The sequence below is a fragment of the Bacteroides sp. OM05-10AA genome (assembly GCF_003439055.1).
In the GTDB taxonomy this organism is placed as follows: domain Bacteria; phylum Bacteroidota; class Bacteroidia; order Bacteroidales; family Bacteroidaceae; genus Bacteroides; species Bacteroides intestinigallinarum.
This window is the reverse complement of sequence record NZ_QSUR01000012.1, coordinates 142339-164633: the sequence shown is the minus strand read 5'-3', so window position 1 is coordinate 164633 and position 22295 is coordinate 142339. Positions and strand designations below refer to the sequence as shown.

Genomic DNA, 22295 nt, shown 5'->3' with positions numbered 1-22295 from the left:
ATGGAATTACCAAAAGATCCGATGATGTTGTTCAGCGTCATCAATATGAAGTTACGTGATTGTTATTCTTCACTTGACGAACTTTGTGAAGATATGAATGTGGACAAGGATGAATTAGTGAATCAGTTGAAAGCCGTGGGCTTTGAATATAGTGTGGAACACAATAAGTTCTGGTAATGTATTGGTTCTATTTATCTTAAAAATATAAGAAAAGCCTCTATAGATAATAAATCGATAGAGGCTTTTCTTATATTACAGGTATTGTGTGAAAACTACTTAGTATCTACGTCTATCGCCCAATAGGCATTGGCATTAGTGGAGCCGACGCCTTGTCCGTTTCGTGCACCAAACATCTGTATACGTAGTAGTCTGGCTTTTATATTCTTTGGAAATATGAATGTTTCATAATCAGATTTACTACTGCCTACTCCCGGCATAACTTGCATACCCATAATGTGTCCACGACCTAAATTGTCGGATTGCCATGATGAATTTTTGACCTTCTTCCAGGTATAGCCATCATTTGAAATTTCAAAATCAAAATAATATTGTCTTCTGATTTGTGTGTTTCTACCATAGCCGAGTGATACCTTTTCTATTTCAACCGGGGTATCTCCCAGATAAAATTGTACGTATGGAGAACCTGATTGACTCCATAGAGTTTTGTAATTGCCATCAGTCAGTTTATCCAATTGCTTACTGCTTCCATTGGATGAAATTTTTTCTTTTGATACAAATCCATAAGCAATCGTATAGACGCTTGTTATCTTTCCATCTTTAGTGACTGTAAAAGTAATACCTCTACTATTTTCATCTTTTTGTATACTAGTTCCTTTTTCTCCTTTAGCTGTCACTTGAGGTAATGCCTTGTAATCTAAAGCGATGGGGATAGTATAGTTCAACACTTCTTTTTTGAATGTTTCAAGTTTTACCCCATTGATACTGATTTCACTTAAATAAGCAAACATGTCATTGAAACTGCCGGACTCATCTTTGTAGGCTGGAATGTTGGATGAATTTGTATTGTCGACGGCTTGTTGTCCCATTCTGTCCTTTAGCTGTTGCAGGTATAAGCTGCCTGGATTCATCTTTTTACCAACACTGTATTCGTATGCTTTAAAGTTAGGAACGTTGCCCGGATCTACTTCCGCCATGATAAACGGTAGACGATCATTCGCATCTGATTGTCCGAACAAATAGTTGGCTGCCAGCTGGTTCTGGCTGATGATGAACTTGCCTTCATTGTTATACAAGGTGTAGTTTGCTCCCGACCAGCCATGAGCCGTTCCGTTATTCCAACGGTTTTGCACATAGATACGTCCTTTGATATTATCGAATAATCCGCCAGTTGACCATCGGAGATGTGGCTCGTTTGCATCGAACTGATAATCACTCCGATCGTTATAAAATACGTTTGGTCCCATCACTTGTCCCATGATAATAAAACCGTGGCGAGTATATCGGGCATAGTTGCGCTGATTTAGAATGAGTGACCCACCGGAGTTCGTGAAACTATACCGGCGCTCTCCACCTGTACCGCTGACAGGTTCGAGGCAATTGACATCCTGTACGGTTACCCATCTGGCTCCGTCTGATATATTAACTGCCACGTCGATGTGGTAATTGGTGATTCTTCTTACCCATATATTTTCAGCATTGCCGATACGTACTGCTACTTGTGCATGATATTCATCATCATATGATTTGTAATTGATTCCGAAGGCAGAGTTTTCTGCGGTAGTTGATTTATCGAAGCGGGAAAGAATTTGAATGTTTTCAATACCTGCATTTTGTACTCTGTTGTCGGATGTAAAACGGGTAACGGTTGATATGCCATATTTCATACTCAATGGATCGACAATGGGTTCTACCAATGTAATCGTATTGGTTTGAGAATTGACAGAGAGAATGGTGCGTTCCTGATAAACATCCATATAAGAACTCTCTAGTTTCCCATTCACTGCCCATTGATTTGCAGAAGGTACGGATGGAGCGTCTGTAATGACATCCATTTTTAAATCTTGTGCCCATGATGCGTTAATAATTCGGTTGACACGTATATTATCTCCTGCTTTTAATCCCTCAACAGTTTGCAATCTGATAGTACGTGTACCTGAAGGAACATATTGATCTGCTATTTCTATTGTCTTTTCAGTGTTGATATTTCCACCGGCAAAATTGAATACGGCAACATTTTTATTGTATGAGTCGGCTACCCATGTAGCTACTACTTTGGTAATATTCTTTTCTGCTTTTTCCGATTGTCCATAATCAAACCAATTATTGGGACTAAGCGGTTTGGAATGAGGTTTTATATTTTCGTGTCCATCACCTTCTCCTTTAATGATAATGCCACTTTTGTCTATTCTGATAGACTGGCTGACGCGGAATGTTCCTGCTTTTAGCAAGATAGCTCCTCTAAATCCGTTTTTGTCTGGTTGAAGGCGTCCTAACATATTGATAGCATTTTGAATACGTTCCGTATCATCTGTATTCTGGTCAGCGGAAGGTTCCAGGATGACACGAACAGGGACGTTCGGAATTTCCACACCACCACCTTTGTAACCTACATTGGAGTAATCTATTACTGTATTTCCTCTGTAATCCGGTGTATAGACAAGCCGACCTTCCTGCATATAAATAGCAGGGTAGGGGTTTTCATAGGTATATGAGGAAATATCTTCTTTTATGGAAGTAAAGTAATATGAGTCATAAATGGTTTTATCGCTGGTTATGGCAAATTCCATATGATATGTTCCCAATGCATCGGCTACCTTATCAATGTCAATTTTGTAAGTATCTCCTTTCTTTATATGAATCGGTTTTGAAGTATATATTACTTTACCGTCAGGAGCCATCAGAGTTCCTGTTACAGAAATATCCTTTTGTGCTATAATATGATAAGATGGCACATGAGTTCCTTGTAGAATAACTGCCGGTCGTCCCACCATTATATTCATTTTGTCATAATCGGGCTTTATTCTGGCTGCATCAAAAGTGGGATAAGATGGTTGCGGGAGTGCGCCATCAGCTAATTGTTTTTGGAACACAAATAGATTGTAAATCTCAATAAAACGGTTGGCCAGTTTGCCACTTACCATCACATACCTTGCTTTTATCACTTCTGGGAATGAGTGAATGAAAACTTTGTTTCCATTGGCATCAGGCAGTTCATCTACATTTTGCGAATGTATGATTGTCCATCCTTTAGGAGCACTATATCCGTTCAACCCATCAGAACCGCTTTCCTTAGCATTAGAAAGTTTATTCCATTTATTTAAGTCATTTGTATAGGCAATCTGATAAACTCCATCTATTAATCGTTTCTTTAGATTAGCAACAGAAGTTCCCCAAGCCACTCCGATGGAATGAATGTCTTTTTCTTCTCCCAAGTCTAATGCCAGCCAAAAAGTCTCTTTTCCTTCACTGTTTGCTTGCGAGCCATCTACTTGATAACCACTTCCTGATGTTCCTGTAGAGTTGCCGTCGAAAGCTTTTTCGACCGTACAGTTCTTGCGGTAAGTACTGACCTTAATCTTTTGCGGATCAGGATTAAGAGCAAGATTAATCAGTTCGTATCTTTTGACATTGATGGAATAAGTTTCTTTTGTTTTACCATTACTTATGATTAACAGATCTTTATTCTGTATCTCTTCTATATCCGTTCTGGGAACTCCATTCGAATCTGTTACTCTCATAGATAGCCCTTGAGAGATATTGATTTGCTCATTCAGTTGATAAGGACTGGTATTCGTTAATAGAGTAAGAGTCTTCGTCTTATCATTGAATTCCAGAATATTAGGATGCGAATCTTTTAAAACAAAAGACAAACCACCCCCGCTTTGGAGGTTGGTTTGTACCATTGTTCTTTCGGGAGGAGCCATTTTTACACCGAGTGGCTTCTCTTTACTTATTTCTTTGAAAGATTTAGTATCTTCCATTGCTTGCTTTAACTTTTTGATAAACTCAATCGTTTCTTCGTAAGGAGGGGTTTTTAAAGAAGTCGGGGAACCGGCATCCTTGCTAATCCACAATAACTCTATGGGAATGTATCCTCTATATGGGCTTTTACGAATATCTCTTATCAAACGGTTTAAGTCCATTAACTCCTGCGTTTCTGCTCCTGCCGGTTTTTTCTTTATCTGAAAATTGTTGGAGTAAGGAAGTATTAGGGCAATGTCTCTGTACCAATCGTACTTGGTAGCATCAGTGTTTAGAAAATCACGATAGAACCCTGTATCATTTACAATACCGACATTGTCACAATCGATCCATTTTAATAATTGTATTACCTGGTTTGCGGTAGCGAGCATGTCTCCGTGATTTTGTACGCCGATACGTACGTCCGGGTAATTCTTTTGGGCGTACATGGCAACCTCACGGATATGTGGCGCTATTCGTTCCCTTGCAATTTTCTCCCATCCTTCACGACGAATATCTGCCGGAGGCGGACCAGCGAAAATGCGTAGTACGGGAGCTCCCATTTCGTGAGCAATTTTAATCCAGTATTTAATTCTTTCAACATCCATTTTTCGACGTGCCTCATTAGGATCGGCAAAGTTGTTTTGAATGCCTGTACCACTAATGGCTATGTTTAATTCAGAACAGAGATTCTTAATGTTCCTTGCGTATTTGATTATTTCAGTGTCCGGTCGGGTAGGCATTGCTGTATTGCTATATCCCAGAATATAGTAACAGGTGACATCTACTGCATCAAAACCAACCTTTGCTGCCCATTTAATAGCATCCAGTGTACTTAACTGCGGAGCTACTGTGGAGTTGTTCATCCAAGCGTTGATGTTTGTATTAAATGTATACATATTCAAGCTCAGTTTATAATCTCCCGAGTAATAATCTCCCGAGTAATCTTTATCTGTACGGTCAAAATGTGGCAGAAGTTGATCGCGTAATGGGTCGTAAACCGAATCATTGTATTCAGCAGCCTGTTGAATGGCAGGTAATTTATCTCCATTATCGGCAACGAAGTTGAAAGCACTCCAGTCTACAGACCCACAGTTTTCCACTTTCATGAATTCGTCATATACTTTGCGACTCGGTATATGAATGATCATTTTGGTTACTCGCTCGAACCAAAGTCCTTCTTTTCCTTCGGGTCTTTTTAAAGTTGGAGGAGCATTGAGATATAGTTCTGATAAATTAGTACAGTAATAGAACATTCGTGGATCAGCATGTTTCAGTTTAGGGAATCTTGCAACTCTTAGCTGACTGTTGTTTGAACCTTTTAGCTGTGCGAATGCTTGTACACCTGTCTTTTCTACATTTGGAAAATCAATAATTTCGAGTTTCTCACAACCACTGAAAGCTTTAAGTCCTATTTCTTTTGCCAGAGTTGCCTTTACTCTTTTTAGATTGGGCATCCCGTCAAAAGCTCCTTTGGGGATGATACCATTAGTGAAATTGGCTGTTCCTTCAATCGTTAGCTCTTCCAGTCCAGTTAAACTTTTCTTTATGAACTTGCAATCATCCGGGGTTAATTCTCCGGCTTGGATAATTAATGTTCTTAGTTGGCTGTAATTGTTTCCAAATTTAGCGTTTATTTTGGATTGCAATTTTCCACCCGACAAAGATTTGTCGGTAAGAACTAATTTGTCTGATGTGGACTTTATTGTTTCAGTTATAAAGTCCGGAATGCTAAATGTCTTGTTGACATAAGCAGCTGATAATGCTACCGCGAATAACAATGCAAGTGCAGAGCCGATTATTTTTTTCTTCATTATGTTGTGAAATTAGTTATTTATTTTCAAAATGCAAGCGCCTTTACTCTTCATAGCCAATTAAATAAAATTCTGCCATTTCTGTTGTTGAACTGCTTTGTGTGTTCCAGCTTGTTATTTCAACTTTTATATATCGGTAGGTATGAGCTGTGCTTCCTTTTAAATCTATTTCTCCGGAATCAGAACCGGCTGTGTCGGAGTTGGGTATTGAAACATTTTCTTTAATCACTTCCCAAGCTCCACTATCAGAGTCTTTTCCATATATTGTAACAGCTGTAACGCATGCTCGTGAGTTTTTACCTTCAGGTTGGATAACTCTGAATGAAAGGAATTCATTTTGGCTATTTCTGTCAATTACAAAATATGAATTATTTGTATCATCTAGCGGTCTATTTCCTTTTCCGGGTTTATCGAATTTGATTGTTGATGTTACATCTCCGTCAACTACCCTATTTCTCACAATCTCTGCAGTTTCGTCTCCTGACAGGGTTAAGTATTCGTAGGACTCTGTTACTACCCAGTTTTCTCTATTTAGTGTTACAGGTACTTTGATCGGAATGTCTTTGACTTCAAGTGCTGCGAATATTGTGATAATCGGATTTTCCGAGCTTGTTATCGTGATTGTCGCTGTTCCTGGCGCAAGTGCTTTAATGATACCAAATTCATCTATTTCTGCAACCTCTTCTTTATCTATCGAATAGGTAACATTGGGGTTTGTCGCATCTTCGGGGGTAACAATCACATGCTCTGATAAATTGAATGTTTGTCCGGGGCTCTCAATGACAATACCATTCTTTATGTCTTCAGAAAGAGTGATGTTTTCTACAGAAACTTTTCCTGCTACTACATTTACGGTAAATGCAAACCCTAATTTGGAATTATGTGAAGGAATCACATTGATTGTTGTTTCACCTACTTTAATGGCAGTGATGACGCCTTCTTCGCTGACTGTTGCTATAGCCTCGTTTGATGATTTGTATTGGAAGGTGTATTCTTCTTTGTCTATAGCACCCTCGGGGTATAAGTTCAGTCGAATTGTGAAACTGGTATTTCGTTCGAGGTTGAGAGTGCTTCCTTGTATATCATCAGCTTTAATCCATATTACTTTATCATCTTCTTTAGAAGAATCCGCAGGATCTTCATTACAACTTATTAAAGTTGCAATGCAAACAAAAAATAGAAAATTTAATAAATAAGTTGTCTTCCTCATGGCTATAACTCTTATAATGATTATAATACCAAAAGGCTTAATGAATGGTTTTTATAATAGGAGTAATGCAACAACACTGCGACTGTGTATTACTGTGTATTATATTCAGGCACTGCAAAGATATGGATAAATATTTAAAAGCCAAATCTTTCGGATCTTTTTTTATTTCTTCTTATTCTTTTTATAACTTGTATGCTTGAATTGATTCTTGCTGTCTTATGTACTGCTATATTTATTGTGTGTTGTGTTCGTGCACATATTTGTTTAAAGAAAAATATATTTATTTAGTTTGTTGATATATAGTATGTTATACTGTTTGTTTCTGCGCTTTAATTAATCTGGTGAAAAAAAATAATAGCAAAAACATAGTTGGTTTCAAATAAAATCATATATTTGCAACACAAATACACAACTTTTGCTTTTGTTTGTGTGTGTTCGTGCACACTATTCAGGCGTAATCAAGAGATTGTAACTTAAAAATGCAGCCAGAGGGCTTAATGATGGTTAGTGATTCGAAGGTGAGAGTTTTGGATTTGTATAGGAAATGAATATTTTATTAAAACATTAAGAATCTTTATTTAATGGAAAACAGGCTAATACACTTATGGAAAACAGATTGTCTGCTGATTCGATTGCTGTGTGTGGCAATTTTGATATCATGGGCGAATGTGGAGGCTGGTGCTCAACAGAAAAAGGTGGAGCGGGCTATAAAAGGGGTTGTTTTGGATAGTGACACGAATGAACCTCTGATTGGAGTGAATATAACATACAAGGAAATAAAGACAGGAACTATAACGGACGTTGATGGAAATTTTTCTTTGCCTATAGATAAGCAGAGAAAAGTGTATAATCTCGTCTTTTCTTACATTGGATATCAAACAAAGGAAATAGCTTGTGCGGGAAATGAACCATTGATTGTGAAACTGTCTCAGCAGGCTCAAGCGTTGGATCAGGTTGTTGTGGTTGGTTACGGCGTTCAGAAAAAAAGTGATGTAACGGGGTCGGTAGCTACGGTTTCTAAAGATCGTATTGAAAATACTATAACTACGGATATCTCCCAATTGTTGCAAGGTGCGGTTCCTGGATTGAATGTGATGTCGCAGGCTGCAGGAGCGGATCCGGGCAGTGGAACTGTTATGCTGGTTCGTGGCCGAAATTCTATTAGTGCTAATAATGAGCCATTGATAATATTGGATGGTGCACCTTATTACGGGAGCCTTTCTGAGATTGGAACTAATGAAATAGAGAGTATTAATGTGTTGAAAGATGCTTCTTCGGCTGCTATATATGGTGCACGTGCGGCAGCGGGGGTTATTTTGATTGAAACAAAGAAGGGAGTTAAGGGGAAGATTAAGGTTTCCTTTGATGGCTTTTATGGAATACAGAAGGTTGCCAATTATCCGGATTTGATGAATGGTGAACAATATCTGAATTATAAAAATGGATGGGCAAATGATGATGCTAATGATGAAGATGCTGCGTTGACTGATTTTGAAAAGGCAGTTTATCAGAGTGGTTCTTATAAGGATTGGTCGTGGAAAGATTTGATTGTGAAAACTGGTCATACCAAGAATTTTAAATTGGGTGTTTCCGGTGGTGGAGATTATACACGTTTTAATTTTAATGCTTCCTATTTGGGTACGGATGGTATTGTGATAAATGATGAATACAAACGGTTGAATACCAGGCTGAATGTCACGACGGATATTAACAAATGGATTCGTATGGGGAATAGTGTTGGTTGGACTTATATTGACAGGAGTGGTGCTAAGCCACCTTTTGTGGATGTATTTAATAAATCTCCGCTTGCAAAACCATTCAATGATGATGGAACAGTTAACATAAATCCAACGGGTGAGGATACTAAAATCAATCCTTTGGAATGTTATTTATATGATGATTTGAATATAAATTATGCTCTCACAGCTACTAACTATCTGGAGATTAAGATTCCGGGCGTGAAAGGGCTTTCGTATAAATTGAATACGAATGTTCAATATGGCGCTGGAAAACAATATTGGTATCGGGGTTCTAATACGAAGAAGAGCGGTGCTTTTGGTGGAGAGGGAGAAATGGCTAATACCATGAAATATTCTTATTTGGTAGAAAATATTGTGAGTTATCAACATACGTTTGCTCAAAAGCATGAATTGTTTCTAACCGGACTTTTTAGCTTTGAGGAGAGTCATAAAGAAGGGACGGCAATTACAGCTAAGGGATTCAGCGGAGATGATCGTTCTTATTATGGTATTCATGATGCTCAGGAGGTTAAGGTGGAACCGTTTGTGAATGATAAAACCCGTTTGCATTCATATATGGCCCGTGTTAACTATGCGTATGATAGTCGTTATTTATTTACGGCTACTGTAAGACGAGATGCGTCTTCTACATTGGGGCAATATAAACATTGGGGTACATTTCCTTCTATGGCTTTGGGATGGAATATTCATAATGAGAAATTTTATGCTCCCATAAAAGAGGTTATGAGTACTTTAAAACTTCGGTTGTCGGTTGGTAAGAATGGGCAAAGCGGATTGTCGCCTTACTCTACTCTCCCTATTATGTCGGATAATGGATATACGAATGGAAGTTCTCCTCTTCCTGGTTATATTCCCGGCACTATTGGTTCTCCTAATTTGGGTTGGGAAGTCATGACTTCCTATAATGTAGGGTTAGACTTTGGTTTTTTGCGTTCCAGAATTACCGGTGAATTTAATCTTTATAAAAATATGAATAAGGATTTGCTCTTGAAGCGTACGATATCTTCTGTACATGGTATTAGTGAGGTCATGCAGAATATTGGTAGAACGGAAAATCGCGGAGTGGAGTTGTCTTTAAGTTCGAATAATATTACGTTGAAAAATTTTTCCTGGCATACAGGGCTTAGTTTGGCGTGGAATGATAATAAAATAAAGGAACTGTATGGGGATGGTTTATCGGATATTACTAATAAATGATTTATAGGACATCCGGTATTAAGTAATTTTGATTATAAAATTATTGGAACCTGGCAATTAGGTGAAGAGGAAGAGGCTGCTAAATATGGTGCTAAGTCTGGTTATGCGAAGTATGAAGATCTTAATAAGAATGGTGAGATAGATCCGGATGATCGACAAATATTGGGTTCTTCTGAGCCGGACTTTACTTGGAGTCTGTCGAATACGCTGAAATACAAAGATTTCTCTTTGTTTGTATTGCTGTATGGAGTTACAGGGGCAACTAAGGCTAATCCATTTAGAGATAAGACCTATTTGATTAATCATAATTTCTGGACTGTGGATAATCCTACTAATGAATATTGGAGTACAGAGAAAAATGCAAATAAGTATATTGCAAATAAATCTATAAGCCCTAGTAGTTATGAGAATGCAGACTTTATGAGGATTAAGGATATAACACTGACTTATACGCTTCCAACACGTATTGTGACTAAAATGGGGTTGAGTAAATTGGCGGTCTATTTTACTGGAAAGAATCTGTTGACGGTGACGGGATGGGAAGGTATGGATCCGGAATTTGATAGTCAACGTGCAATTCCGGTTAGTCGTGAGTATTCATTTGGTATTAATCTGGCATTTTAAATACTGGCAATATGAAAAAAGGAAAATATACCCTATTTGGGGGAATGATTGTTGTGTTAGGATTTTCTTCTTGTCAAAATGATCTTTTGAATGAAGAGCCAAAACATTTGTATACGGCGGACCGACTTTATACGAGTCTGGAAGGGTACGAGAATGGTTTGAACGGGCTGTATGCGGAGGTAAGAAAAGAGTTTGAAGGAATGAGTTATACGGCCAATTTTGGTACGGTTGATTTGCGTAATGTGCTGTTCACTATTGGTACGGATAATATGGCGACAGGAGGAAATAAAGGAAATGTACATAGGATGTTGAATAGTTGGGGAGTAGCAAATCACCCTTCTTACAAAGATTTTGATAAGTATTTTTTGTGGTTCTATGAAACGATAAATGCAGCTAATGCTATTTTGGACAGGGCTCCCTATTCTGATATTGATTGGGATGATAAAAGTGGTAACAGCCAATATTATAGAGTGATGGCTGAAGCTAAGTTGTTCAGGGCGTGGGCATATAGGCATTTGAGTTATTTATGGGGGCCAGTTCCAATTGTTACTACGGAATCTACTGATGCTATTCGTACGGATTTTGTACGGGAGCCAGTTGAGAAAGTACGCCGTTTTATTATTGAAGATTTGGAGTTTGCGGCAGAATACTTACCGTGGACCCCTTCTCGGACAGGTACAATGACAAAAGGGGTGGCGATGACCTATTTGGCGGAGATGTATTTGGCGCTTGGCGATGCGGAAACTGCATACAAATGGGCAAATAAATGTATTACAGAAGGTCCATATGCTATTCAGAGGAGTAAGCATAGTACGGATAAGTCTGTTTTTATGGGTATGTTTCAACCTGAAAATATAAATAGTTCTAATCCGGAAATTTTGTGGGAGTTGAAGTGGGCAAGAGGAATTGTTGGCGGTGGTGAGAATATTATGCGTCATGAATCTACGTTGCGTTATGGAAACACAAAATGGAAAGGTGCGGATGGGTTAACACTGGGTTATACAGAGGAGCGCGGTGGACGTGGATGGCATCGGATGAGTATATTGAAAAATACGTTATTGTTATATTACAGTTCAAGTAAAGACGCGAATCCTGCTAACGGGCAGATTGATGAACGTGGAAATGAATATGCAATTGGTCAATACTTTGTACTGACGGATGCCGATAAACTGACGGATAGTAATGGTAATGATATTATGAATACTGCGGAAGGACGTCCGTGGAAAATAGGAGATAAACTTTGGATTGGAGCGTCGAAAGATGCATCAATTAAAACGACAAGTGGTGGATATGACTATAATAACTTGAGTGATACTAAGGTTACGTCTAATAATCATCCATATCCATTGAAATTTGCTTTTTGTGATGTTGGGTATCCGGAGAATACGGAATCTCATTTTTCTCAAATTTATATGCGGTTGGCGGAGACGTTGTTGTTAAGGGCGGAGGCTTCTATTAGATTAGGTGATTTGGTATCGGCGGTTAGTGATATAAATGAGTTGAGGGATAGGGCTAATGCAAAAGCAGTTACTGTAGCGGATTTGGGGTCTTCTTTGGAAGAACGGTTGAATTTTATATTGGATGAGCGTAGTAGAGAACTGTTATTGGAAGAACATCGCAGATATACATTGCTTCGTATGGGAGGTAAGGATTTTATGTATCCTCGAATTAAGGCGTATAATCCTGTTGATGGAACAAACTTTGCTTTAAGAGATACTATCTTCCCGATACCGCAAACTGTTATTGATGCTAATCGTACTTTGTATATGCCGCAAAATCCGGGTTATACATCAGCGAGTGAATGATAGAATTATGAGACTTGGTTTTAAATAAATTATGTATTAAAAAATTAGAAAAATGATGAGAAGTATTATTTTGGCGTTGTGCCTATTGTTTGCATCTTCTGCATGTGTATTTACATTTGCACAGAAGACAAAAAGTGCTGAAGAAAAGGCGCAGAAAATGGTAGAGAAGTTGGATGCTTTATTGGGGCTAACTCAAGAACAAAAGGATAAAATTCTGGTGATATACTCGAAGCCTAAAGATCAACGTGGTAAGGTGGATGCTCAGCTGAAAGAAATTTTGACGGTGGAGCAGTATAAAAAATATCAGGATAATAAAGCTGTAGAAAAAGCGAAGAAAGGTGAAGGGAAAACAGGAGATAAACAAGAGAAGAAAGGTGGTAATAAGAGTAAAGAAAAGACTAAATGATGCTTTTTTTGAAGATTGAGTTTAAATTTCATAGAGAAGAGCTTTCTTGGGCTTTATATAGATGGAAAGCTTTGGTGTTTTAGAGGTTTTGGATAAGGTGTGGGTTGTGTTAATTCACACCTTATTCATATTTTCTTGTTTCAAATGATTTCTGGGGGAAGAATAAATAAGGCTGGAGATTAAGAAAAGGTAGTCAACTATTAGTAGGTTGTTACAGAAAGAGGAAAAAGTAAGGAATCCCTCCCTTTGTCTGCTTTCAAAGGGGGAACTGGGAATAGAGAAAACTCGGAACAAGTCAGCCTGATGTAGAAATTATCAATAACAAGGTTAGCTGCAGATAGGGGTAGTTATCTTTCAAGTCAACCCAGAGTAGAGATAAGAAATAAACTAGTCAACCATTAGCAGGAAAGTATATAGTAGAATTATTCTCACTACAATGAGAATAAATTCTTATCGTAATGAGAACTTTTTCTCATCATGGTGAGAATCTTTTCTCATAACGGTGAGAATGGTTGAGAAGTTTTAGTGATCGTAAATGATTGCGTAATTGTGAATTGCGGGAATGCTAAAGTCCCGTAATTGCATTATTATCGTTGTGTATTGAAAAATAAAGTTGCCGCGCTGGATTCTTTATATAAATCAGCATTCTCTTTTACGATAATATCCATTGGCATGTAGTTGTTGTTTTGCACACTTTTTCCAAAAACTAAATATTGTATAAGTGTTTCTACTGCCATGTAGGCTTGTTGTCCGGCTCTTTGTTCTACGAGAAAATCAAGATAACCTTCGTCCAGTGCTTTTGCATTTTTTTCCGTTAAGTCTATTCCGACAAATTTAACATCGCGGATTTTATGTCTTTTGAAATAATTAGTGATAACATGTGCTCTGGAGTTGAATATGACCGCTCCTTTAATATTATGGTTTGTGATAAAATAGTCTTTCAGTAAATCTTCATTTTTTTCGTTATCCTGTGCTGAATAATTAACGCGACACAATTTATTCTGTAACTTATGTTCTGCATAGTAGGCCATAAATCCTGCTTTTCTTAGGATAGTGGTATTGGCGCTTTCATCTCCAACTCGTATGGCTTGAAAAAGAGCGATATCTGCGTCTTTAGGAGTAATCTGGGTGATTAATTTCGCAATGAGATATCCGCATGTGTATGGGTTGGCTGTGTAAAACGCCAACGGGCTGGCTCCTTCTACTGTGGAGTCAACAAATATATATGGAATATTCATGTCTGAAAGTTGGTTGGCCAGGTAGATTGTCTCATCTCTGAAGGTAGGGCCGATAATTACGGCATCTGGTTCGTGCTGAATAACTTGCTCAAAAGAGGTTCTGCATGAAAAAAGGTCGAAATGGTTGTAATAACAGAATTCGCATTGAATATCTATTGCAGAATAGGTTTCTAAAGCTGCATTAATTCCTTTTTCGGCAAAAGACCAATATTCTCCTGCGCTGGATTTAGGAATGGCAATAACGAATTTGTAACTTTTCCGAAGAGAAATGGCAGAAACATGAATGTTGGGCGTGTAATTCATTTTTTGCAAGGCTTCTTCTATCCTAATTCGCTTATCTTCGGTGACATTACCTCGATTGTGCAAAACACGGTCAACTGTTCCGGCTGAAACTCCTGCTAAATCAGCAATATCTTTAATTCTAATTTTCTTTGCCATATGAATTACTCTCTTCTTTAAAACTTTTTTAATACTGCAAAGATAACTATTATAAGGTAATAGTAAAATATAAAATGGAAAAAATACATAGTTTTTTATCGATATTGTTTGTGTTTCAAAAAAAAAACTAAATATATTTGTGGACGTACACAGATTTGGATGTGATATATTTAAAAACAATAAAAAGAGATACGATGGAAAAAAAGATTTTAAAAGCAGGGTTTGTTGGTTCTGGATTTGCAGCACGCTTCCATTACAACGCGTTACAACATGTGTTTAGTGCAAAAGTAGAAATTGCTGGTGTATTCTCTGTGGCCAGAGAAGAAGCAGAGCAATTTGCCACTCATGGAAATATGGTGATTTTTGATACACTTGAAGAATTGATTGATGCTTCTGATGTTATTCATGTGTGTACTCCACCGGTGACACATGAAGAAATTGTAGTCGCTGCATTAGCCAAGAATAAGAATGTGATTGTAGAAAAACCATTCACGGGTTATTTTGGCGATGGTACAGAGGATTTTAGCGGGGAAAATTTTTCGCGTGAAGAAGGACTTCAGAAAACAGTAGAAAGTATCAAAAGAATGTTGGATGCTGAAAAAAATAGTACTGGGCGGATTATGTATGCTGAAAACTGGGTGTATGCTCCTCCCGTACAAAAGGAACGTGAGATAATTGAAAAATCAAAAGCGCAGATTTTGTGGATGAATGGGGAACAATCTCATTCGGGTTCACATTCTTTGGCTTATGGTGAATGGAAATTTTCCGGTGGCGGTTCTTTGATAGGAAAAGGTTGTCATCCGTTGACTGCTGTTATTTATTTCAAACATGTGGAAGGAAGAACCCGGTTTGGCGAACCTATACGTCCGAAAACAGTTTCTGCCCGCGTGCATTCCATTACCCGTTTACCTAATTTCGATGATCAGGGATATTTGAAAACTCATTATAAAGATGTGGAAGATTTCGCAATTGTCCATATTGTATTTGAGGATGGTACGATTGCCGATGTTATAGCAAATGAACTAAGTTTGGGTGGTACTAATAATTGGATTCGTGTCAATGCAAACAATCATCGTACATTGTGTAATATGAGTCATAACAATACTATGGAAACATACACTCCCGATGAGAAATATTTTGATGACATTTACGTAGTGGAAAAGACAGAGACAAAACAGGGATGGTCGCAAATATCTCCGGACGAAGGCTGGTTTTTGGGGTATCAACACGAATTAAATGCGTTTTATAATGCTGCTGCTTATGGAACACCGATAGAAAGTAATAGCAAGTTGGCTGCGGATACTATGTCTACACTATATGCAAGTTATGTTTCAGCAGAGAAAAATGGTGCTGAAGTCGAAATATCTATTCTTTAATAATATAAACCATGGAAGATAATAAACGTATATACGAATCGATGTCGAGTGATGAAATTTCTGCTGCCTATAATTCTCTGGAAGGGAAGTCAGAATTGGTGAAGAAAGAAGTAGCGGAATTGCGTGGATTAAAAAATGAGGGCTTTTGGAAACGTACTAAATGGTATTTTTCAAAATCGGGTCCAGGGTGGATGCAAAGCGCTATGACTCTTGGAGGAGGTAGTGCCATGGCTTCTTTGTTTTCAGGCGCACATGCACAATACCAGTTATTGTGGGTACAACCTGTTGCTATGGGAATTGGGGTTATTATGCTATCGGCTTTGGCTCATCAGACCATGTGCAGGGGAGAACGCCCTTTCTATGCAATGAAGAAATATGTGAGTCCGGTTATTGCGTGGGCATGGGCTTTGTGTACGATCGTTGCGACCATGATCTGGCATTTTCCACAATATTCTCTAGCTTCAGGAATGACTCTTGATTTGATACAGGCATTCGGAGGGTTCCAACTGGAAGATGGTTCAGCAGGACAAACTGCTGCGTTACTGGGAATTGCGGCGATAGTTTTGTGTGTGGCATGCCGTATTGTATGGAATTATAATAAAGGAAGTAAAGGAATCAAGGTTTTTGAGAATATAATCAAGAGTATTGTTTGGTTTATTATTCTTTCATTTTTGATAGTCGTTGTAGTTTGCAGTTTCAGTGGCAATGGAATAGACTGGTCTGCTGTGGGAAGAGGATTTTTACCTTTTTCTATGGAAGGTGGATTTCATTTAAATATTCCAGGAGATACACAAGGCATTCAGATTTTTATAGCATCGTTGAGTGCAGCTGTCGGTATCAATATGACTTTTTTATTTGGATATTCTTTCCTGAAAAAAGGTTGGACAAAAGAGTATTCCGGATTGGCAAAGTTTGATTTGATAACAGGAATGTTGATTCCATACACCATTGCAACCTCTTTGATGATAATAGCTGCAGGAGCTACGATCACTCTGGCGCCGGGTGAAACCTCTATTTCACCGATTAAAGCTGCGAGTATGTTGGAAGCAGCCGGTCTTCCGGCATTAGTATCCCGTTTGATTTTTGGTTTGGGGATTATTGGTATGTCTCTGAATGCTATAATAATTCATATGGTAGTTTGTGGTTTTGCAATTTGCGAGATATTTAAATTACCCGAAACTGGCTGGAAGTACAAATTGGCTACATTAGTTCCCGTACCGGGATTTTTGGGTGCTATACTTTGGAGTAAAATGGGTACATGGATTGCTATTCCTACATCAGCCATTGCATTGATTTTATTGCCTGTGGCATATATCGGCTTTTTCTTATTGAATAATAGTGAAAAGTACATGCGTTCCGATATGCCTCGTGGTGGCAGACGTTTTTGGTGGAATACTGGTATGATTATAGCTATTTCTATAACATTGATCAGTGTCGTTTATTATTTAGTGAAAGTTGCACCTACATATTTTACAAAACTCTAATACTATGGTTCAGTTAAGTGGATTTGCAGACGAAGTTTATGTGAACTTTAAGCAGCAATTGGATTTTTTTCATTCGGTGGGACTCAAGTATATTGAATTGCGCTTTTTAGATGGAATCAATATATTGGATATTTCGAAGGAAAAGTTGACAGAGGTTAGACAGATGTTATCGGATAGTGGCATTGGCGTTAGCGCCATTGCCTCACCGATTGGCAAGTATGGTTTGGATCAGCCTTTCTCTCCCCATTTTGATAAGTTTAAGCATGCTGTCGATGTTGCTTCATTTTTAGATACTGAGTTGATTCGGGTCTTTAGTTATTATGCACCCGAGAGAGAAGATGTAAACCGGTATCGGGATGAAGTGATGGAGCGTATGACAGCAAAGGCTGAATATTTAAGAGGTGGCGGAGTGAATATGGTACATGAAAATGAATCTCATATTTACGGATACTGTGCGCAAAACTGTGTCGATATTGCATCTACTGTTAATTCTGAACATCTGTCTCTTGCGTACGACCCGGCCAATTTTGTATGGGGAAGTGACATTGTGAACAATGTGGAGGTATGTTGGCCATTGATGAAGCCGTATACTACTCATATACATATTAAAGATTGGAAATTGGGCAGTAAAGACATTGGTAGTCTTCCGGGTGAGGGAGATGGACAGATCGAACAGTTGATAAAGGAATTGTCCCTTATGAAATATGCAGGTTTTGTGACTTTAGAACCTCATATGAGTTCTGGAGGACAATTTGGTGGAGAGACAAAGCCGGAACAGCTGAAAGCTGCATTGGAAAATGTAAAAGCCTTTTGTAATAAATATAATATAGTATGCGTATAGAGACAGATGCTAAGATAGAACGGAGAATTGAGAATATTCCGGCTCGAAAAAAAATAGTTCCACGGTTCGATTTACAAAAAGATTATAAGGTAGATCAACCACAGGTAGAAGTAGGACTGAATGCATTTTCATTTAATGATGAGTTGATAGACTATGCAAAAGGATTAGGTGGCGGATTATCTGTTTTTGATCTAATCGATTTTTGTGCTTTGCACAATATTAAAGCACTAGACTTAACGGCTTATTATTTAATCGGTTATCCGGATGTTCCTGCTGATAACTATCTATTTGAAATTAAAAGATATGCTCGCAAACGTAATATTCATTTATCCGGAACTGGTGTTTGGAATGATTTTGCAGATCCGGATCCACAAAGAAGAAAATATTATGTCCAGTTGATAAAAAACTGGATTGAAGCTTCGTCCAAAATGGGAATTGAAGTTATCCGAGTATTTTCGGGAGTTCCACCGGAAGGATATACGGAAGAAAAACGTCCAGAAATTGTAAGGCAAATAGTCGAATGTTTGAAAGAATGTGCTGTTCATGCTGGTAAATATGGGATTATGATAGGTTTACAGCACCATGCGGATATGCTAAAGACTGCTGATGAGACTATTGAGATGATAAAAAAGATAGATTCTCCATGGGTAGCTGTAATTCTTGATACAGGTAATTTAATTAGTGAGGATCCTTATGCTGATATGGATAAATTGATACCTTATGTAATTAGTTGGCAGTTGAAGGAGAGTGTGTTTGGGTGGAACTTATCTGTGAGAACTGATTTGAAAAAAATTATGCAAATTATACGCAAACATAATTATCGTGGTTATTTGCCGGTAGAAACATTGAATACCGGAATTTGTAAGTATGATCCTTATGAACAGGTTCCCCGATTTATTAATGAGGTAAGGCAGGCTATTGCTTCTGCTTTTTGAAAAGAAGTGCTGTGCGTTGGGTTGTCGGATTGGGCTTTCTTGTAGATAATAACAGATATGGAAAATTTATTTAAAAAAGGAATAATAGGTAATCGGATTATTCAAAACAGGTGGGTTTCCCAGCCCATGGAAGGTAATTCCAGCGGGCCGGGAGGAACTGTATCAGAGCTTACAATAGATAAGTATAAAAAGCTGGCAACAGGTGGATGGGGAGTTATTATTGTAGAAGCAGTATCTGTGACTTCAGGCTCATTGGCGAGAAAAAATGCTTTGGTGATGAATTATAGAAACTTAGATGGATTCAAAAAGCTTGTTGACCAGATAAAGGCTATAAATCCGGATGTGACTCTCTTATTTCAAATTACTCATTCCGGCTCTATTAGTAATCCTGTTTTTTCGGAGCAGGTATCTATCTCTCCGCTTTCGGAAGGGAGGTTACTTAGCTCTGATGAAATAGAGCAGATTAAAGATGATTTTATAACTTGTTCGTTGCTATCGGAAGAAGCTGGTGCGGATGGGATTGATTATAAATGTTGTCATGGCTATTTGGGTGCCGAAATATTGCGTCCGGCAAATGTTCGTACAGATAAATGGGGAGGATCTTGGGAAAATCGCACGCGTTTCCTTCGCGAAGGTATAGAAGAGATTATAGCCCGGCGCAAAACTTCTAATTTTATATTAGGCAGTCGCATTTCCGTATATGAGGGACTGAAAGGATGTTGTGGAACCTCCGCTCCGAATGAGTTGGTTGAAGACTTAACAGAATCACTTCGACTTGTTCGTTTGATGGATTCGTTGCATATGGATTATGTGAATGTATCCGCAGGCATTCCTGCAAAAACTCCGAATTTAACTCGTCCTGTTCAAAATGCTGAATTAATGTATTTGAATCATTTGCGTTATACTAAAGAAGTGAAGAACATCTTGAAAAATTCTCCAATGAAAGTAATAGGTTCTGCCTATTCTATCTTGCGCGAACGTGCTTTTTCTGTAGCAGATGAAATGTTGGAGAAGCACTACACAGATTTTATCGGTTGGGGAAGACAAACGCTGGCTGATCCTTTGACACCTCGGAAACTACAAAATGGGGAAAAGGTAAACTTCTGTATGGCTTGTTCAGGGTGTTCAAAAATGATGCTGAAACAGATAAATGTAGGATGTATTATATTTAATGAATACTATAAAAAATATTGGAAAGAAAATCTTTAGTAATGCCAGTGGAAATACTAAATAAATAATTGTAATGTCATGATAAAAAAAAGATTATTGCTGATTGCTACTCTACTTATACTGTCAATAGGCTGCATTTTTGCACAAGGTAGACGTCAATCTAATAAAACAGTCAATACAAACAGGCCAACAGGTGCGCCTATCGAACATTTTAAGAAATTTGATACATCTGCTCCTTATGTGAAAGTTGCTTTGAATGCATATTCATTTACTAAGAATTTAAATGATTATATTAAAGGGCGTTCGAATGATCCTATGACACTTTTTGATTTAATTGATTTTTGTGCAGTTAATAAGATCGATGCCTTGGATGCTACAGGATATTTCTTTGTCGGTTACCCTGATGTACCGACAGATAAATATATTTATGAAGTGAAGAAATATGCTTTTTGTAAAGGAGTTGATATTTCGGGTACAGGAATAATGAATAACTTTGCTAATCCAGATGCAACGGCTCGTGCAAAAGACGTACAGCGTGTAAAAGATTGGATTGATGTCGCAGCAAAACTGGGCGCTCCTGTCCTTCGGATATTTTCAGGACCTGTGCCTAAGGGGTACGAAGATAGATGGGATGAAGTTGTTTCTTGGATGATTCCTTGTTTCAAGGAAGTGGCAAAGTATGGAGAGAGTAAAGGTGTGATGGTGGGTGTGCAAAATCATGGAGACATGATGGCTACCGGAGAACAAACTGTAAAAGTATTGAAGGCAGTAAAGCACCCTTGGTTTGGTTTGATCCTTGATACTGGCTATTTCCATACGGAAGATCCATACCGGGATATGGAGATGTGTCTGGATTATGCTATTAATTGGCAGATAAAGGAGAGTGCTTTGGGGAGGGAAAGTATGCAGCCTCTTGATTTGAAAAAAGTCATGAAGATGATTCGTAAAGTTGGCTATCGCGGTTATCTGCCTGTTGAAACGTTGTCTGTGCCGGGACGTCCATATGAACCATTTAAGCTGGTTCCGGAATTTGTTGGAAAAGTTCGTAAAGTTATTGAAGAAGAATTTGCAAATTGATAATATTATGAAGAAAAGTAGATTAATTGTATTGTTATGTGCTTTGTTAGGAATATGTGGAACGGTAAAAGTTGAAGGACAGACACCGCAGCGTCCATCTATTACTGGAGTAGCCCATGCCGCTTTTTTTACGAAAGATTTGGAACATACCCGTAATTATTTAAAAAATTTCTTGGGATATGATGAAACGATAACTCTAAAGAATGCGGAAGGTAAAGTTTCATTATCTGTTTTTAAGATTAATGAAAGACAATTTATAGAAGTTTTCCCCGAACGCAAGGAAAAATCTAACCGTATGTATCATTTTGCTGTAGAAACGACTGATGCGGAAGCAATGAGGATTTATTTGAAATCGAAAGGGTATAAAGTCCCCGATCATACTCCGAAAGGTAGAACAGGTAATCTGAATTATTTTGTAACAGATCCGAATGGTACAATATGTGAAATCGTTCAATATGGTACAGACGGGATGATGGCAGCTAAAAAAGGTAAAGATTTATCAGAAAATAGAATTTCACCCCGTATGAGTCATGTTGGTTTTATGGTGGCTGATGTCGATAAAGCTATCGAATTCTACTGTGGTGTATTAGGTTTTAAAGAAGTTTGGCGGGGAGGTAGTGATCCGGATAAAGTCAAATGGGTGCATCTTCGAGTACCCGAAGGAGATGAGACGATTGAACTGATGCTTTATGATAAAGAACCTACTTGGGAACGTATGGGCTCTATGAACCATATCTGTTTGGAAGTGAAAGATATATATGCTGCTGAAGCCACATTAGCAGGTAGAGTACAGCCGAAGGGGGTGCGTGCACCAACTCCGCCTAAAGCCGGTTTTAACAAAAAGCGTCAGATTAATTATTACTTGATTGATGATACGCGGATAGAAATAATGGAAGAACAGCCTTTTGATGGGATTCCCGCTCCATCTTCCAAAGGCAAATTGATGAAATATATTCCTATGGATAAATAAGGAGTTATAAAAGAATGATATATCTTTGA

15 protein-coding genes are annotated in these 22295 nt (G+C 38.1%); 12 read left to right on the top strand and 3 right to left on the bottom strand.

The window, feature by feature from the left end:
- On the top strand, window positions 1-177 hold the full coding sequence (locus tag DXB58_RS11805; RefSeq protein ID WP_004302174.1) for a DUF4250 domain-containing protein: 177 nt from the start codon (window positions 1-3) through the stop codon (window positions 175-177).
- A gap of 95 nt (window positions 178-272) precedes the next feature.
- Here DXB58_RS11805 and DXB58_RS11800 read toward each other — a convergent pair whose 3' ends face one another.
- Both DXB58_RS11800 and DXB58_RS11795 read right to left on the bottom strand, forming a co-directional pair.
- Complete coding sequence (locus tag DXB58_RS11800; RefSeq protein WP_122136836.1) at window positions 273-5735, bottom strand: TIM barrel protein; 5463 nt, start codon at window positions 5733-5735, stop codon at window positions 273-275.
- A 43-nt stretch (window positions 5736-5778) separates the two neighbouring features.
- On the bottom strand, window positions 5779-6945 hold the full coding sequence (locus tag DXB58_RS11795; RefSeq protein ID WP_122136835.1) for an Ig-like domain-containing protein: 1167 nt from the start codon (window positions 6943-6945) through the stop codon (window positions 5779-5781).
- A 581-nt stretch (window positions 6946-7526) separates the two neighbouring features.
- Between DXB58_RS11795 and DXB58_RS11790 the strand changes: the two genes are divergently transcribed.
- The 4 genes from DXB58_RS11790 to DXB58_RS11780 all read left to right on the top strand — a co-directional run bounded on the left by DXB58_RS11790 (window position 7527) and on the right by DXB58_RS11780 (window position 12737).
- The gene (locus DXB58_RS11790; protein WP_199487966.1) at window positions 7527-9902 is read left to right on the top strand and encodes a SusC/RagA family TonB-linked outer membrane protein; all 2376 of its coding nucleotides are present in this window, start codon (window positions 7527-7529) and stop codon (window positions 9900-9902) included.
- A 162-nt stretch (window positions 9903-10064) separates the two neighbouring features.
- Window positions 10065-10526: a hypothetical protein gene (locus DXB58_RS27935; RefSeq protein WP_199487965.1), complete on the top strand. Its 462-nt coding sequence runs from the start codon at window positions 10065-10067 to the stop codon at window positions 10524-10526.
- Between the two features lie 11 nt (window positions 10527-10537).
- On the top strand, window positions 10538-12331 hold the full coding sequence (locus tag DXB58_RS11785) for a RagB/SusD family nutrient uptake outer membrane protein (protein ID WP_122136834.1): 1794 nt from the start codon (window positions 10538-10540) through the stop codon (window positions 12329-12331).
- Window positions 12332-12383: 52 nt separating this feature from the next.
- The gene (locus tag DXB58_RS11780) at window positions 12384-12737 is read left to right on the top strand and encodes a hypothetical protein (RefSeq protein WP_147338726.1); all 354 of its coding nucleotides are present in this window, start codon (window positions 12384-12386) and stop codon (window positions 12735-12737) included.
- 587 nt (window positions 12738-13324) lie between these two features.
- Here DXB58_RS11780 and DXB58_RS11775 read toward each other — a convergent pair.
- Entirely contained in the window at window positions 13325-14413 is a 1089-nt protein-coding gene (locus DXB58_RS11775; protein ID WP_008651343.1) for a LacI family DNA-binding transcriptional regulator, read from the bottom strand.
- Window positions 14414-14607: 194 nt separating this feature from the next.
- On the opposite strand from DXB58_RS11775, the gene DXB58_RS11770 reads away from it, so the two are divergent.
- The 7 genes from DXB58_RS11770 to DXB58_RS11740 are packed head-to-tail and all read left to right on the top strand — an operon-like array spanning window position 14608 to window position 22266.
- The gene (locus DXB58_RS11770; RefSeq protein WP_122136832.1) at window positions 14608-15789 is read left to right on the top strand and encodes a Gfo/Idh/MocA family protein; all 1182 of its coding nucleotides are present in this window, start codon (window positions 14608-14610) and stop codon (window positions 15787-15789) included.
- An 11-nt stretch (window positions 15790-15800) separates the two neighbouring features.
- Window positions 15801-17273 carry a divalent metal cation transporter gene (locus DXB58_RS11765; RefSeq protein ID WP_122136831.1) on the top strand — a complete coding sequence of 491 codons (1473 nt, stop codon included), beginning with the start codon at window positions 15801-15803 and terminating at the stop codon, window positions 17271-17273.
- 4 nt (window positions 17274-17277) lie between these two features.
- Complete coding sequence (locus DXB58_RS11760; protein ID WP_122136830.1) at window positions 17278-18114, top strand: sugar phosphate isomerase/epimerase; 837 nt, start codon at window positions 17278-17280, stop codon at window positions 18112-18114.
- A complete protein-coding gene (locus DXB58_RS11755; protein ID WP_122136829.1) occupies window positions 18105-19049 on the top strand; it encodes a sugar phosphate isomerase/epimerase in 945 nt (314 codons plus the stop codon). The genes DXB58_RS11760 and DXB58_RS11755 overlap by 10 nt, the downstream gene beginning before the upstream one ends.
- Before the next feature lie 57 nt (window positions 19050-19106).
- On the top strand, window positions 19107-20258 hold the full coding sequence (locus DXB58_RS11750; RefSeq protein WP_122136828.1) for a hypothetical protein: 1152 nt from the start codon (window positions 19107-19109) through the stop codon (window positions 20256-20258).
- 39 nt (window positions 20259-20297) lie between these two features.
- A complete protein-coding gene (locus DXB58_RS11745) occupies window positions 20298-21296 on the top strand; it encodes a sugar phosphate isomerase/epimerase (RefSeq protein ID WP_233527282.1) in 999 nt (332 codons plus the stop codon).
- Between the two features lie 7 nt (window positions 21297-21303).
- Window positions 21304-22266, top strand: coding sequence for a VOC family protein (locus DXB58_RS11740; RefSeq protein ID WP_158571566.1), 963 nt, complete (start codon window positions 21304-21306; stop codon window positions 22264-22266).
- The last annotated feature ends 29 nt before the right edge of the window (window positions 22267-22295 follow it).